Below are 15,877 nucleotides of genomic sequence, written 5' to 3'. Positions count from 1 at the left end.
TCAAGTCAATCAATCTCTATCGCACCACGTCGAGCCGGACATTGGTGATGCCCTTGTCGACCATGCCGAGCGCCTCGGCCGCGGACGGCGAGATGTCGACCACGCGCCCACGAACATAGGGCCCGCGATCGTTGACCCTGACGGTCACGAAGCGGCCTGAGGAGACATCGGTGACGCGCAGCTTGGTGCCGAACGGCAGGCTGGGATGCGCCGCGGTCAATTCGTTCTTGTCGAACCTCTCGCCGCTCGCGGTCTCCGTGTCCGAATAGAAGCTGGCAACGCCGTGCGAAGCGGTTTGCTTTGCGTCACGGTCGGGGACGCGTACCCGGCTGATCGGACGCGGATGCAAGGCCGCTACCCTATGGGGCCGCTGGACTGCAGCCTGCCGATTGGTGCCAAGATCGGCCTTCTGGCGGCCGACCGGCGATTGTGCGCAGGCGGCGAGCGATGCGGCACCGACGATGGCGAGCAGCAACCGGCATGAGCTTGCGAGGGAAATTCGGGCACTTTCGGCACGTGCAATGCGAGACATGGTACGCCCTCCGAACTGCCCGGAGTTTCGGCGGGCAATGAGGGCAGAACCTTGGCTGAAGGAAAGCAGGCTTAGGGCCACGACCGTTTCGCGCCGGCTGTGGCGATTCCACCACAGTGGCGTGTCCTAAGTCGAGCCAGACTCGCGAAAAACTAACCCGATACAACACGCCAGACGATCGGGCGCGTCTCCAGCTGCGCGTCGCTCGCCTCGGTGTCACCCTTCAGGAGCCGCATCAGCTCGCGCCGATAGAGCCGCCGCCAGCCGGTTTTCAGACTGGCGAGAAAGTCGAGTTCCCGTTGCGTCAGTGTGCACATCATGGACCCGATCCGGTTGCGCAGGCCGCGCCGTCAGCCGACGAGGCCGCCCATCGGCTTGACGTCAGCACTGCCGGGGAAGACCGCATCCGCCAGCACCTTCTGCTCGACGCGCAGATGGTCCCTGAGCAGGCCCTTCAGCACAGCGCGGAGATCGGTGGTCGGCTTGAGGTCGCGATCCTCGAACAGTTGCGCGGACTTCAGTCCCGGCCAGTCCGCGATCACGCGGCCGCCGGCGAGCGCGCCGCCAATGAGGAAGGCGACCGTGCCGGTGCCGTGATCCGTGCCCTGCGTGCCATTGATACGCGCGGTGCGCCCGAACTCGGTGACGACGGCGACGACCGTCTCCCGCCACGCCTCGCCCATGTTGGTCTCGATCGCCGCAAAGGCGCCATCGAGCGCACCGAGCAGATTGTAGAGCTGGCCCAACGCCGCGCCTTCGGCGATATGCGTATCCCAGCCGACGAAGCCCATGGCGCCGACGCGCGGGCCGTCGGGCTTGGCGAGATAGCGCGCGGCGGTGCCGGCGGCTTCGGCGAAGTAGGCGCGCACGCGCGCGATGCCGGGCGGCATCAATGTCGGATCGTCCGACATCGGATCGCCCGTGCCGGGCGCGCCGCCGAGCGAGGCGAGCTTCATGCGTGCCTGGAGCACGGTCGCAAGCTTCGGATCGGTGTGCTGGTAGAGATCGAGCAGGCGGTTCTGCGTGTCCTCGCTCGCCGGTAACAGTTTTTGCGGCACCCATGTCATGACGGGCGCCGAGCCGCGCACCACCAGCGGCGTCACCGAGCCGATGCCGAGCGCACGGCTGCCGCGCGGATCGACGCGCCCACCCGACTCCATCGCGAGCAGCGCGCGGTTGAGCCATCCCGATGCGGTGGCACCGGGCTTGGTGAACCCGCTCTCCAGCACGTCCTGGCCATCGAAATGCGAGCGCTCGCGATAGGGCGTCGCGGCAGCATGGACGATTGCGGCCTTGCCGGTCTTGTAGAGCCGGTGCAGGTTCGGCATCGCCGGGTTGAGCGCGAAGAAGGAATCGAGCGGCAATGCCGGCGGCTTGCCGTCCAGCACCAGCGCGCGATCGCCGCGCAAGCCGACCCAGTCGGGATCGCCGACCGGCGCGACCGCACCGAGACCGTCGAGCGCGCCACGCAGGACGACGACGAGAAGGCGCGGATCGCGCCCTTCGGCACGTGCGATCCGCGGCATCTGGCTCCACGCGAACAGCGCACCGGAGCCGACCAGAAGCTCGCGCCGCGTGGGCAAATGATTGACGAAGCCCATGCTCACCTCCTCTGAAAATCTGCCGACATGAACAGCAGCGCCAGCGCCTGCTGGCGGCTCTCGGCGCGGCCGACCGCCTGCTTCACTTCGGGCGCGATCTGCGATGCGAAGACGTCCTCGATGATCCCCTGCGGATCAGCAGTGGCCGCCACGCGCTCGGCAAAATTGTTGGCGATGTCGAGCCGCCGGCCAATGCCGTCGATCCAGCTTGCCTCGTCATCCGGATAGCCCTTGGGCGCCGACGGCCGCCACAGCCCTTCGCCGAGCAGCTCCTGGCCCGCCGTGAAACGCGTGGGGTCGACGACCGTAATCCCGGTCGCGCGCACCATGCCAACGCCCCATTCGCTCGGACGCTTCAGTTTTGACGGCGACCCGCGCCACGCGTCGTCCGACGAGACCATCGTGATCGCGACCTGCTTGAGATCGCCCTCGGTGTCGCGGAACGTCTTCGCCATTTGTTCGACGAGTGGCGGAGGCGGCTCGTCGGCCACGAAATGCCGTACGAGCTTGGTTGCGACATGGGTCGCGGTCGCCGGATGCGCAGCGAGGTCGCGCAGCACGGCGCGGCCCTGCTCGGCATCCTCCTGTTCGTAGCGCTTGCCGAGCACGGTCTGCCCGCCGGGCTCGTGCAGCCGCGGATTGAAGGTGAATTCGCCGCCGTGCTCGGGATTGTCTCCGGGCGGAACAAGCGTCCATCCCGTCAACACATTGGCGAAGCTGATCACGTCGTCCTGGGTGTAGCCGGTCCGCACACCCAGCGTGTGCAATTCCATGATCTCACGCGCAATGTTTTCGTTGAGGCCGCGGCTGCGGTTGATGCCGGCGATCGAGTTCGCGCCCATCGAGCCCAGATTGTCGAGATAGAACAGCATCGCCGGGTGGCCTTCGACCGCCAGCAGAAGATCGACGAAGTGGCCGAGCGCATTTGCGCGAATGGCCTCGCGCTCGTAAGCACCCGACATGCTCTGGATCTTGTAGGCCGAGATGCAGAAATGATTGGACCAGAACCACACCAGCCGCTCGGCGAAGCCGATGTCGGCGGCGAGCGCGGCTTCGATGCGCAGCTTGGCTTCCTGCAAGTAGATCGGACGGCCGGGATCGGGAACGGCGTCGGCCGCCTGCTTGGCCGCCATCTCGGCAGCATCCTTCGCCTGGCCCTGCGCTGGCGCTTGCCCCTCGGTCTGCGCCTGAGCCTGAGCCTGGTCACCCGGAGCAGTTGGCACCGCGGCCACCTGCTGCTTCTTGGCCTGTTGCTGCGCCTGCTTGGCGCGCGCGGCTCGCCGTGCATTGGCATCGGCCACTGTGCGATAGGCCTTCGCACTGGTGGGAAGGCTGGCGGCGGCGCTCAATGCGAGCGGCCGATCGAGCTCTGCGATCAACGCGCCGCGCGGGTCGGTCCCGACAGCCGCAAGTGATCCCGGTCGCGGCCCCATCCCGAACCGATGAAGCGCCAGCACCGCTTCAGCCTTTGCAGAATTGCTCATGGCGAACGCCCAATTCTCCGAGCCACCCGACGGCAGCGCGATGTTGCCGCGTGCGGACTACGAACCGTAATGCTACAGACCGTAACACTAGAGATCGGCTTGCGCAAGCCGGGATTGAAAACGCCGCTGCACTATCTCGGTAGAACAAGCGCGCATCCGCTGCCCGGCGGACGCGCGTGAGAGGCCTAGAAATTCGGCCCGAGCGCGATCTTCGCCGCGTGCTGCTCCCAAGGCCCAGGATTCAAGATGAGCCCAGAGACTTTGCCCGCGGCGTCCCTGACGAAAGCGATCCGGGTACGATCTTCGTCGGCTGCGGTGAATTCGTTGCTTGATGTCGCCACGAACGGGGTCGCCTTGCCCTTCTCGAATTCGAGGACCGGCCAGACCCCCGTCGCTTCCGCGACGAGCTTGCCTTCCGCGACGCGAACCTGAAGCCGGACCGAATTGACACGGCGGTCGGCTCTCACGACACTGAGGTCGTTCACGCCGTCTTGCCCCTTATGGACGAGCTTCATCTTGATCGTCGAGTTGGCTGGCCCTCGCAGCTTGGCCAGGACATCGGCGAGCGCGAGGCCTCTCAGCGGCGCGCCGTCAATTTCAGTGATGAGGTCACCCGCCGTCACACCGACCTTGGTTGCGGGGCCGCCGCCAGGGTTCGGCTTGTTGATCCTCAGCCCCTCCTGCTCCATGGCGACGAAATTCCCGATTCCAAGCCATCCGGTCTTGCCATCGGCCAGGCCCTGCCTGTCACGCGAGCTCACCGTGGCGCCGAAGTCATAGGTTCCGGCATAATCGGCGAGCAATCCCGGGCTCAGGGTCACCGGCTCAGCCGGCGGGACGGCGGTCGACTCGGGAATTGTYAATGCGCCATAGACGAGGTGATTGATCCCCGAATACAGCACCGCCTGGCGCGCTTTGCTGCCGGGCGTCGCCTGGACCATCTGTACGCCGATCAATTGCTCCGCCGGATCGATCCAGAAATACGTGCTCCAATGTCCAGCCCAGGAAAAGCTCCCGACCGCTCCCGGGATCCAGCTTTGGACCGGATCGGCGCGGATGGCGAAGCCAAGCCCGAAGGTTGTTCCCGCGCGGGCGCCAACCTCGTCACCTCCGAAGATGGTGACACCCGATGGCAGTGCGTTCGTCGTCATCTGCTTCACCGCATGCGGGCTGAGCACGCGCACGCCATCGAGCTCGCCGCCATTGAGCAGCATCTGGCAAAAGCGGAGATAGTCGGGCGCGGTCGATACGAGTCCGCCGTCGCCGGAAAACAACTTTGGCGGCGTCGTGACATCCCAGATCGGCGGCCGTTCCGGCATGGGAGAATCGACCAGCCGATCGAGCTTCTCCTTCGGTACAAAGAAGCCGGTGTCGACCATATGCAGCGGCCCAAAGATGCGGCTCTCCAGGAACTGATCGAAGGGCTGACCGGACGCCACTTCAACGACCCGGCTCAGCACTTCGGCGCTCCAGCCATATTCATGGACCTCGCCGGGCTCGTGCGCGAGCGGCAGGCGGGCCAGGCTCGACACGAATTCCGCCAACGTCGTGTCGCGTCTCCGCACGGCCCTCAAGCCGTAGAGCCCATGGATCGTCCGGATCCCGAAGTCGGCGCTTGCGTCGGCAAGGCCCGGTTCCGGGTAGGCAAAATCGAGCTCCGGATAGATCAGGCCAGACGTATGGCGCAACAGATCGCGAACCGTCATCGCACGTTTTGCTGGTTTTGGCAGACCGAGCCCGTACTCCATTTCGCCTGTCGCCGGGTCCGCCTTCTGGAAAGCGACCCGCATGTTCGCAAGCTCCGGCAGATATTGCGAGACGGGCGCGTCGAGGTCGAGCTTGGCCTCATCCACCAGAATCATGGCGGCGACACTGGCCACCGGCTTGGACATCGAGGCGATCCAGAAGATGGAATTCGTCTTCATCGGGACGGTCTTGGCGCGGTCCTGAAATCCGATGGCCTGCAAATAGGCGAGCTTGCCGCCCTTCGCGATTGCGACGACGGCACCGGGGAGAAGGCCGTCCGACGGCGAGAAAGAATCGAAGCGCGCCTGATACCACGGCGCGATCCGCGCCAAACGCGCGGCCGAGAACCCCAGGCTTTTCGCATCGCCCGGCGTCGCGAGGTCATCGGCGAACGCCGTCCCCGACAGGCAAAGCACAACGGGAATCGCCCACATCGATGCGACGAGTCTCATTCCGCAGTCTCCGCAGAAGCACAACAAATCTGAACAGGCACTCCTGCGGCAGATGTGAACCGTTAGAAATTGGGTCCGAGCGCGATCTTCGTGATCGTGCCGTTCCTGACGCCGATGCGCCATTCCGCCGAGCCGTTGGCGAACTGCGCGACATAGATGTCGCTGTCGAGCGCCGTGACACCGCGGAAGGAGACCGCACGCAACGCGCCGAGCCGCGCCAGGATCGCCTGATCGAACGGAAGCTGCTGGCGCGTGATGTCCGCCACTTCCGACGTCATATGCTCGTAGTCCGGCTGGCCCTTGCCGACACTATCGATGTAGCGGCGCAGCATCTCCTCACCATTGGCGATCGGAACGGCGCGGCGCGCGGCGCGGCCGGGACGCGCACCGAGGTTTGACGCCTCGACGTTGTGGAAGCGCGTCTGCCGGCCCGGCACCAGAACCTCAAGGCAGCGCCCCGACTTGTCGGCGATCATCCAGGGATTGTTCACGGTGGTCGTGGAGGCCCAGGTCGCGTTGGGCCTGACGACGCTCTGCATCCTGCGATTGCCGCTAGCGTCGAGATTGAAGACCTGAAGGTCCTCGCCCATCTCGTTGTAGACCATGATCCTGATCGGCGAGGTGCCGGCGCGGCCGCGCACGCTCGCCTCCTCCGAACAGGAGACGATGCCGCCGAGTTCGTCATTGCCGTCGGCYCGGAACAGCACGTCGCCGGCCTTGCCGTCGGGCTCGAGCATCAGGCGGAATTCGGCCGTGCCGTTCTCGAACTTCGCGCCATAGATGTCGTAGCCGCCGGGGCCGACGCCACGGAAGAAGAGCGATTCCACCGCACCGAGCGCCTGGAACGTCCCCCGCATTTCATCGAGCTGCCGGTGGACCTTGGCTGCGAGCGGCGCGCTCATGCGTTCGTAGTTCGGCGTGCCGCGGCGTAAGTCTTCAATCCCGCGCAAGATCATCTCCTTGCCGCCGGCGACCGGGACCTGCTCCCTGAACCTGTCAGGAACTTCCGCAAGGCGGCGCGTGAAATCCGCCTCGACCGCCTGGGCCACCGCTGCATCGACGCGAGGCGCGAGGCGAGCGCCGAACATCGCGCTCTGCACCAGCACGCGTGCAACCTTCGACTGCTCGTCGCGCAGGAAGATCAAGAGATGGTCGCCGCGGAAGGAGAAGGCGTCAGCGCCCTCGGCGAGGACCTGCGTTGCGCCCTGCCCCGTCTCACGCAACCAGAGACGATCGCCGTCACGCCGCAGGGTGAGCACGCGGTTCGGCGCGATCCTGTACCAGCCGACATATTGATCGAGCGATGCAGGATCGACGGCCGCCGTCGGCATCTCGGCGACGCGAACCGCGCGGATATCGCGGCCGTTCATGCGCAGCGTCAGCTCGGAGGAGCGGCGCTCCGCATCGAGCGGGAACGTGATCTCGCCGGACGAGGCCGCATAGGCCGCGGTGCCGTCACTGCCAACCGTCAGGCGCAGCCTGCGCTGTCCGGTGAGCTGGCCGTAGAGGTCGTCGCCCTCGCGGAAGATGGCGAACACCGAGGCAGGACCCATGGCGTAGAAATTGACGAAGGGGCGGTAATGCTCTGCCGGCACCTCGCCGGTATCCGCGGCGACGGGCACGGGATCCGGGGTGCGATAGGCGATCATGCCGGCGGACACGATCACAGCCGGAATGATCGCGGCCGCGATCCACAGCCGCTTGCGCCAGCCGACCGCGACGGGCATGGCGGCGGCCGCGATGATGCGCTCGACGCGGGCGCGCACGGTCGATACCCGCGCCATCGCGAGCTCCACCGGCCGCGGATTTACGCTGGTTGCGACATCGAGCAGGATTTCGGCATAGGACCACCGGTCGTCGATGACTTCGATCGCCTCGGCGTCGCTGATAATCTCGGCGAGCTCGGCAAGGCGCGCGAGCTGCCACCACGAGAACGGACTGAACCAGAACACTGCACGGTTGAGCGAGGCGAGCAGCAGGACATAGAAATCGCGATTGGCGACGTGCGCGCCCTCATGCGCAAGCACCGCGAGGCGCTTCTTCGCATCCCAGCCGGAGAACTGCGGCGGCACCAGAATGGTCGAGCCGAACGTGACGGGACCGCCGACCTCGCGGCTGACGCGCACGTCGGCGTCGATCAGCTGCGGGCCGCTCATCGGCCTTGCCGCGCGTGCCAGACGCCAGGTCAGGCAGAGACCGATGGCCAGCCGCAGCAGCAACGCGCCGGCGACGCCGGCATAGACGATGGTGGCGACCAGCCACCAATTGATCGATACAGCAGCTTTTGCCGGCGCCACGACAGCAGCGCCCGGCGGAATCGGCAGCGCGGGTTGCAGGGCCTCCGGCATCGAGACGTCGGCCGGCAGGAAATCATCCGGTACGGATACCGGCAGAGGCATCCGGGTGATCGTCAGCGTCGGCCAATGCATCACGAAGGGCATCGCCAGCGATGCCAGCAGCACGACGACCCACGCCGTCATGTGGACGTGCGGATTGCGCACGCGAAACAGGTTGAGACCGAACCAGACGACGCCTCCCAGCACGAAGGAGCGTAGCGCCGCCTCAGCCAGAGTTGCGATCATTCTTTCTTCACTCCCCTCGCCTTCTTCGCCTTGGCCACCTGGTCGGCCAGTGTACGCAGCTGCTGCTGGTCGAGCATCGCATTGTCCACCATGCCGACGAGGACTTCCTCCATCGAGCCGTTGCAGAACCAGTCGACGATACGCTGCACCGCCTTGGCCGCGACCCGCGCGCGCTCTTCTGCAGCGTGATAGACATAGGTGCGTCCGTCCACGGTGTGCCGAGCATAGCCCTTTTCTTCCAGCCGGCGCAGCACCGTGCGGACCGTGGATTCCTTCAGACGCCGCGACAGCCGCTCGCGCACGACCTCGGCCGTAACGGGACCATGGGCCCAAACCAATTGCATGACCTCGTGCTCGAGGTCGCCCAGTTCGGGCAAACGATCGTCCATGGCATCTGACCTTGCGGATTGAGTTTTCTTGTAACGCTACAGATCGTCGCATATGCGGCCGCGCCGCGCAACGGCGATTCCACCTGAAATGGTGTTGCTATGCCGTCATGCCCGGGCTTGTCCCGGGCATCCACGTTCTTCGTCCCGCGCGGCAAAGCGTGGATGGCCGGGACAAGCCCGGCCATGACGATGTGGAGGCAGTCAGTACTGCGGCTCGTACATCTGGGACTGGACCAGGCCCTTCACGTCGTTGGGTGCGAGTCCGTCGGCGAGACCGCGCTGGTAGGCGACGTCTGCCACCGCAACGGCGATGCGGGCCGAGACCTCGCGAATGCGAGGGAGTGCCGGATAGAGGCTGCCCTGCGCGAGGTCCTCCTTGCCGACGCAATCGGCGAGCGTATGGGCGGCCGCCATGAACATCTCGTCCGTCACCAGGCGCGAGCGGCTGGCGATGACGCCGAGGCCGACGCCGGGGAAGATGTAGGAGTTGTTGCCCTGGCGCGGCACGAAGGTGCGGCCGTTGAGCGTCACCGGATCATAGGGACTGCCACAGGCGAACAGTGCGCGGCCCTCGGTATAGCGGTAGGCATCCTCGGCCGAGCATTCGGCCTTCGAGGTCGGGTTGGAGAGCGCGAACACGATCGGCTGCTCGTTGAGCGTGGCCATCGCCTTGAGCACCTCGGGCGTGAAGGCGCCGCCGACCGCGGCCACACCGATGATCGCCGTCGGCTTCAGCGTCTTGATCGCGGTGAGGAAATCGGCGATCGGCGCCTGGCCGGCATGGGCATAGCGCAGCTTATGGCCCGAGAGGCCGTCACGGCCGCCGACGACGAGGCCGCGGGAATCCACCAGCCAGTTGCGCCGGAGAGCTTCCGCCTCGGAAATTCCCTCCGTCATCATGGCGGAGACGACGAGATCGGCGATGCCGGTTGCCGCCTCGCCTGCACCGAGGAATAGGATGCGCTGATCCCTGAGCTTGCCGCCATTGACGCGCAGCGCCGAGAACAGGCCGGCGAGTGCCACGGCCGCGGTGCCCTGGATGTCGTCGTTGAAGACGCAGGCCTCGTCCCGATATTTGTGCAGCAGCTTGAACRCCGAGTGATTGGCGAAATCCTCGAACTGGATCAGCACGCCCGGAAACGTCTTTCGCGCGGCCTGCATGAACTCGTCAACGAAGCTATCATAGGCCTCGCCGGTGAGCCGCCGCTCGCGCAGTCCAAGATAATAGGGATCGTTCAAGAGCTCTTCGTTGTTGGTGCCGACGTCGAGCACGATCGGCAGGCAATGCTCGGGATGCACGCCGGCGCAGGCGGAATAGAGCGAGAGCTTTCCGACCGGGATGCCCATGCCATTGGCGCCGAGATCGCCCAGCCCAAGGATGCGTTCGCCATCGGTCACGACGATCAGCTTGGCCGGATAGGGCCAGTTCTTCAGGATCTCGGCGATCTGGCCGCGATCGCGCGATGAGATGAACATGCCACGCGGCCGCTGGAAGATCAGGCCGTATTTCTGGCAGGCGAGCCCGACCGTCGGGGTGTAGATGATCGGCTGGATCTCGTCGATATTGTCGACGACGACGCGGAAGAACAGCGCCTCGTTGCGGTCATGCAGCGCATTCAGCGCGACGTATTTTTCAAGGTCCGTCGGCAGCGTGCGCAGATTGGTAAGCACGCGCTCGACCTGCGTCTCCATCGTCAGCACGCAGGGCGGCAGCAGGCCGCGAAGGCCGAGCGCGTCGCGCTCCGCTTCCGTGAAGGCGGTGCCCTTGTTGAGCAAGGGATCGCGCAGCAGCGTCATGCCGTGAGCGGGGTCGGATGATGTCGAATGGGCGCTGACCCGAGCAGGTCTATTCACGAATTCCCCCAGGAAGTTTCTTATTGAAGGGCAAGCATTGTCGGCCAGCGCTCACCTGAGATCAAGGACGTAGAGACTCAAGGCTCGATTGTGATCTCGCACCGCAGCGAGATTTCGCGAAAAGCGGGCATTTGCGCGCGAGAGGAGGTTAACGCAGCTGGACTACTCGGGCTTGATGTCCGCGGCCTTCACGATCGGCCACCATTTCTCGGTCTCTGCCTTCTGGAATGCGCCGAGCGCCGAAGGCGATTGCTGGTCGGCAGGCGGAATCTCCTGCCCCAATTCGGCGAAACGCTGCTTGACAACGGGATCGGCAAGCACCGCGACGATGGCCGCGTTGAGCTTTGTGACGATCTCCTTCGGCGTGTTCTTCGGTGCCCAGATGCCGTGCCAGTAGGAGATGTAGAGACCGGGCAGGCCCGCCTCGTCGACGGTCGGGATATCAGGCGCGGACGCGAGCCGCGTCGGCGACGTCACTGCGAACGCCTTGATCGCGCCGTTCTTGTATTGCGGCAGCGAGTTCGAGGCCTGATCGAACATGATGTCGATCTGGCCTGCGACGAGATCGATCATGGCGGGTCCGGCGCCGCGATAAGGCACGAACTGGAAATCGGTCCCGGTCTTCTCCTTGAAGAAGACGCCTGCGACGTGCGCGCCCGTGCCTGCACCAGCTGTGCCAGCAGTCGCCTTGCCGGGGCTGGCCTTCAGCCACGCAATCATCTCTTTCAGATTGTTGGCCTCGAGCGATTTCCGGCCGACGATCAGCTGCGTTCCCATCGCGATCGTCGCGACCGGCTCGAAATCGGCGATCACATCATAGGGCAGCTTGAAGATCGCGCCGTTCAGCACATGCGTGCCCCAATGGCCGATCGTGATCATCGTGCCGTCAGGCGTCGCGCGCGCGACGCGGGCGCCCGCAATGCTGCCGGAGGCACCGGCCACGTTCTCGACCACGACGGTCGTGTGCAGTTGAGCGGCGATCCGCTCGGACAGGATCCGCGCCAGCGTGTCGGTCGGGCCGCCCGCCGCGAACGGCACCACGAGGGTGATGGGGCGCGACGGGAACGGCTGAGCGCCCGCCGGTCCGGCCCACGCCGCGGATCCGATCAATGCGCAAATGACGATCACATGACCGCGTAGTCCGGCCCACAGCCCCTGCATTCCATCCACCCTTTTTCATCGCCCGCATGTTGTCAGCGGGCTGGGGCCGGAGTGAACGCTGCCGGGCGGGCAGAGGCAAGCTGGAAATTATGCCGAGCGCTAACCAGCCGCCCGCCGCGGGGCCAGATTGGCGGCGCCATCAGCCGGCGGCGCGATCTGCATCAGGATGGTCTGGACCGGGGATGCGACCTCGATGCCGTTCTGCTGGAAGCGCAGCTTCATGCGGCGGTTGAATTCGCGCTGGACCGGCCAGCGGCCGGCCTCCGTGCAGCGGATCTGGCCGACGATCGACACCATGGCACCATCGACCTTGTCGATGCCCCACAGTTCGAGGTCGCCGCGAATTGCCGCGCGAAACTCCGGCTCGCGGCGCATCTCCTCGACGATGTCCTTGAGAATCTGGCCGGCGCGGTCGGTGTCTTCCTTGTAGGCGACATTGACGCTGACGGACGCATTGCCGGCGCCGCGGCTGGCATTGGTGATGGTCGTGACCGCGCTGAACGGCACGATGTGCACCGCGCCGTCGCCGGCGCGCAGACGAATGGTGCGGATCGAGACGTTCTCGACCACGCCGGAGAGGCCGGAGACGCTGACGTTATCGCCGACCTGGACCGTGTTCTCCAGCAGCAGGAACAGGCCGGTGATGAGATCCTGCACCAGCTTCTGCGAGCCGAAGCCGATGGCGATGCCAACGATGCCGGCGCCGGCCAGCAGCGGCGCGACATTGACGCCGATCTCGCTCAGCGCGGTAAGGCCGACGACGGTGGCGATCAGGCAGAGCAGCGCCGTTCGCAGCATCGGCTGGAAGGTGCGCAGGCGCGCCGCGCGGGCGTAGTGCCCGTCGCGTGACAGCGTATTGATCTGGCGGTCCAGCAGCGCGTTGCTGGCTTCCCAGATGGCGGCAGCAATGAGCACGGCGATGCCGATGGTCGCCACCGCCGAAATCAGCCGGCCGCCGATCTGGCCTCCATAGAACCAGACGATGGCGTCGACGCCCCAGACTTCAAGCACGGCCACGAAGCCGATGAACGCGATCACGCTGGATACGATCTTGCGCAACAGCGGCAGATAGCGGTTGGCGCGGATCTCGAGGCCCGGAAAGCGCTGGAGGATCTCCGGCTTGATGCGGAAGCCGCGGTCGATCAGGCTCAGCGTCACCATGATGGCGACGCGCGTGATCAGCGCCACCACGACGGTGCCGACGAAATATTGCAGCAGCAGCGAATAGCCGTTGCGGATGTTGAGCGCCCACACCGCCCACAGCGCGAGGTCGAGCGCGATGGCGAGATAGTGCCAGCCGCCGGCAATGCGGTTGCGCAGGCGCGCCGCGATCCCCTGCCGCTCCGCCGGCGCGCGGATGGCTTCGGCGACCTGGCGGCGGCATTGCAGGATGATGACGACGACGAAGAGATGCACGACCAGCAACACCATGCGCAGCAGCGCGGMATAGCCGGCACGATGCAGGCCGAGCAGCAGCGCCACATTGGCGAAGGCGATGCCGGAGACGCCGACGCCGACGATGCGCCGCGCCCAGATCTCGATATAGGCCGCGGTTTCTGCCCGAACCGGAACGAGGCCAAACGGCCCCGCCAGCGCGCGGACGACGCAGATGAGCCCGCGCGAGAAGGCATAGGCATTGACGACGGCCAGGATCACGAGGCGGACGGTTGCGGGATCGCCGATCTCCGTGCCGAGCAATGCGGTTGCGACGCCGATGAAAACGAACACGGGGAGCAGCTCGAGCAGGAGACGCCCCAGCACGAAGGGCAGCCGCAGCAGCAATTGCCAGACACGTGCGAGACTGTTGCGGCGCTTGTGCAGTTCGGGCGCAGGCGTGACATCGGCGACCGATGACGACGGATCGGCGATGGGCAGCACCTGCGCCGGCAGGCGCGCGGTTTGCGGGACGCGTCCTTCCAGGAAGGCAACGGGCCGCCGGATCGCGCGGAAGATCACCCACTCCGCCGCAATGGCGCAGCCGAGCACCAGCGCCAGCTTCCACGCGATCTCGATCAGGAGGTTGTAGGCGACGGGATCGTTGGCGGTCCGTACGATCCAGTAATAGAAGGCGGGGAAATGCGTCAGCGTCCGCGCCACGTCGGCGATCTCGCGCGAGATCTCGCCGATCTCTTCCGACACCGTGAGCAGGAGCTGTGCGCCAAGGCCGTCGGCCGAGAGCGGGATCGGCGATTTCTGCTCCGGCGCGGCGGGCACGGGCTGCTGCTGACCGGGCACATTCGCGATCACGCGCAGCGTATCGATCATCTGCGCACGTTTTTTGTCGTCCTGGAGCGTCTCCAGCGCCCGCTTGGCTTCCTCCGGCGACAGTGCGGCAGCCCTGTTGGCGGCCGGCGGCTCGGCGCGAACGGTGGAAAGAGATGAGATCGCGATGAAGAGAGCGGCGAGGAACGCCGGGGCAAGCTTGTGCGACACGAGGATTCCCTGGAAAAGCGCATGCGCTGGCGGAGTCGGGACTGTCGCCGCCGAAGCACTGCGTCATGTCGTATCGACGCTATTCGCCCCGGCGCTGTGTCGGAAGTTGGCCAACGAGGCGACATTCTCTTGGCATTTGCCGCAATGCAGGAACGGGAACCGTCGGCTCCGCGCGGCCGGACATCAATCGATGTGCGATGCGCACAACAGAATCCTCCCGTCATTCCGGGAGTCGGCCCGGAATGACGGCGAGGAGGAGGAGAAAGCAGGATGTCAAAGCGCCTGTCATGGCGGCCGCATCACGGCCATCCGACACGATCGGTGTGATGCAAAATACAGCGCCGGGTAGGTAGGGGCTTTGCCTCACTGATGCAGCCCGCTAAACCTTTACCCGGCGTGCCGTTCGCGGTTTCTGCCGCTATGCGATAGTCCGAACGAGCTCCATCGCACTTAACGCGGCTGGATCTGCGGAGGTGGTGTCATAGACCTCCCCTTGCTCTTGAGGTGGACGACGCGTCGCTTGTTTGCGACCAACAGCATGCTCCTCCCGTGACATAAAACTGTCAAGCAGGATCAATGGTGCCGGTATCACATTTGAGGCCGTGTTCCCTCCCACCTCGACAGATTGATCGCAGTGGATCAGGGAATAAATTCCCTCCCGCCGCGTTTGTGTCAGAGAGTCCATTCGCCTTCCGCATTCCATCCATTTCCAGAAAGCAAGACATGAAAGCATTACTTTGCATCGCCGCTGTTGCGGCCCTCCTGACTGGATCAGCCTTCGCGCAGACCCCGCCGCAGACCTCGACCAAGAAGGTCGACGGCACCGAGAACGTTTACGTCTTCCGCTATGGCGGTCATCAGTCGATGTTCGTCGTGACGCCGCAGGGCGTGATCGCGACCGACCCGATCTCATATTTGCGTCCGGCAAAGCCCTATATCGACGCCATCAAGGCCGTCACCGACAAGCCGATCAAATACGTCATCTACAGCCACCACCATTACGACCACATCGCCGGTGGCCAGCCCTTCAAGGATCTCGGTGCCACCTTCATTGCGCACCGGCGGACCAAGGAGCGCCTGCTCGAGCTAAAGAAGCAGAATTCGCTGCTCGCCGATGTCGTGATGCCGGACCAGGTGATCGACGACAAGAAGAGCATCACGCTCGGCGGCACCACGCTCGARCTGAACTATGTCGGCCGCAACCATTCCGACAATTCGCTGGTGATGCGGCTGCCGAAGGAGAAGATCGTCTTCGTCGTCGACTTCGCGCCGATCGAGTCCGTGCAGTTCCGCAACATTCCCGACAACGCCTCGCCGATCGAGTATATCGCCTCGCTAAAGAAGCTGGCCTCGCTCGACTGGGAGCGGATGATCCCCGGCCATCCCTATGCCGGCGGGCGCTTCGGCACCAAGAAGGACGTCGAGGACGACATCGCCTACATGGAAGATCTGTCCGCAGAGGTGAAGAAGGCCGCCGATGCCGGCAAATGCTTCGACACCGCGATGAAGGAAGTGAAGCTGCCGAAATACGAGAAATGGGCGAATTACGAGACCGCCCTTCCCGCCAATATCGAGCGCTTCTGCTACTGGTGGGGCCGCGGGTATTGAGGGTCGGCTTGCTCAGACGCGACGAGCTTCGCTCG

Annotated in this window: 11 protein-coding genes; 1 reads left to right on the top strand and 10 read right to left on the bottom strand. The window is 65.1% G+C overall.

All coding sequences use genetic code 11. From position 1 onward, the window contains the following. Nucleotides 1-16: 16 nt before the first annotated feature. The 10 genes from AB4Z51_RS16250 to AB4Z51_RS16205 form a co-directional block, all read right to left on the bottom strand. Nucleotides 17-532 (bottom strand): septal ring lytic transglycosylase RlpA family protein, encoded by a 516-nt coding sequence (locus tag AB4Z51_RS16250; protein ID WP_085401556.1) that lies wholly within the window; start codon nt 530-532, stop codon nt 17-19. 152 nt (nt 533-684) lie between these two features. Continuing rightward, nucleotides 685-852, bottom strand: coding sequence for a hypothetical protein (locus AB4Z51_RS16245; protein WP_166101541.1), 168 nt, complete (start codon nt 850-852; stop codon nt 685-687). Between the two features lie 30 nt (nt 853-882). Continuing rightward, nucleotides 883-2,133, bottom strand: coding sequence for a DUF1501 domain-containing protein (locus AB4Z51_RS16240; protein ID WP_135214135.1), 1,251 nt, complete (start codon nt 2,131-2,133; stop codon nt 883-885). A gap of 2 nt (nt 2,134-2,135) precedes the next feature. Further along, entirely contained in the window at nt 2,136-3,617 is a 1,482-nt protein-coding gene (locus tag AB4Z51_RS16235; RefSeq protein WP_441497631.1) for a DUF1800 domain-containing protein, read from the bottom strand. A 185-nt stretch (nt 3,618-3,802) separates the two neighbouring features. Next, nucleotides 3,803-5,815 (bottom strand): serine hydrolase, encoded by a 2,013-nt coding sequence (locus AB4Z51_RS16230; protein ID WP_244623081.1) that lies wholly within the window; start codon nt 5,813-5,815, stop codon nt 3,803-3,805. A gap of 62 nt (nt 5,816-5,877) precedes the next feature. Beyond that, a complete protein-coding gene (locus tag AB4Z51_RS16225) occupies nt 5,878-8,397 on the bottom strand; it encodes a M56 family metallopeptidase (protein WP_135214133.1) in 2,520 nt (839 codons plus the stop codon). Then, nucleotides 8,394-8,786 carry a BlaI/MecI/CopY family transcriptional regulator gene (locus tag AB4Z51_RS16220; protein WP_014493096.1) on the bottom strand — a complete coding sequence of 131 codons (393 nt, stop codon included), beginning with the start codon at nt 8,784-8,786 and terminating at the stop codon, nt 8,394-8,396. The genes AB4Z51_RS16225 and AB4Z51_RS16220 overlap by 4 nt, the downstream gene beginning before the upstream one ends. Nucleotides 8,787-8,987: 201 nt before the next feature. Then, on the bottom strand, nt 8,988-10,583 hold the full coding sequence (locus AB4Z51_RS16215; protein WP_441497642.1) for an NAD-dependent malic enzyme: 1,596 nt from the start codon (nt 10,581-10,583) through the stop codon (nt 8,988-8,990). Between the two features lie 219 nt (nt 10,584-10,802). Beyond that, on the bottom strand, nt 10,803-11,801 hold the full coding sequence (locus AB4Z51_RS16210; RefSeq protein ID WP_135214131.1) for a tripartite tricarboxylate transporter substrate-binding protein: 999 nt from the start codon (nt 11,799-11,801) through the stop codon (nt 10,803-10,805). 99 nt (nt 11,802-11,900) lie between these two features. Further along, nucleotides 11,901-14,234 (bottom strand): mechanosensitive ion channel domain-containing protein, encoded by a 2,334-nt coding sequence (locus AB4Z51_RS16205; RefSeq protein ID WP_441497630.1) that lies wholly within the window; start codon nt 14,232-14,234, stop codon nt 11,901-11,903. A gap of 723 nt (nt 14,235-14,957) precedes the next feature. Between AB4Z51_RS16205 and AB4Z51_RS16200 the strand changes: the two genes are divergently transcribed. After that, the gene (locus AB4Z51_RS16200; RefSeq protein ID WP_167767963.1) at nt 14,958-15,842 is read left to right on the top strand and encodes an MBL fold metallo-hydrolase; all 885 of its coding nucleotides are present in this window, start codon (nt 14,958-14,960) and stop codon (nt 15,840-15,842) included. Nucleotides 15,843-15,877 lie beyond the last annotated feature (35 nt).

It is taken from the genome of Bradyrhizobium sp. 2TAF36 (genome assembly GCF_052114925.1).
Taxonomy (GTDB): Bacteria; Pseudomonadota; Alphaproteobacteria; order Rhizobiales; family Xanthobacteraceae; genus Bradyrhizobium; species Bradyrhizobium barranii.
This window is presented reverse-complemented; position numbering and strand designations above follow the sequence as displayed.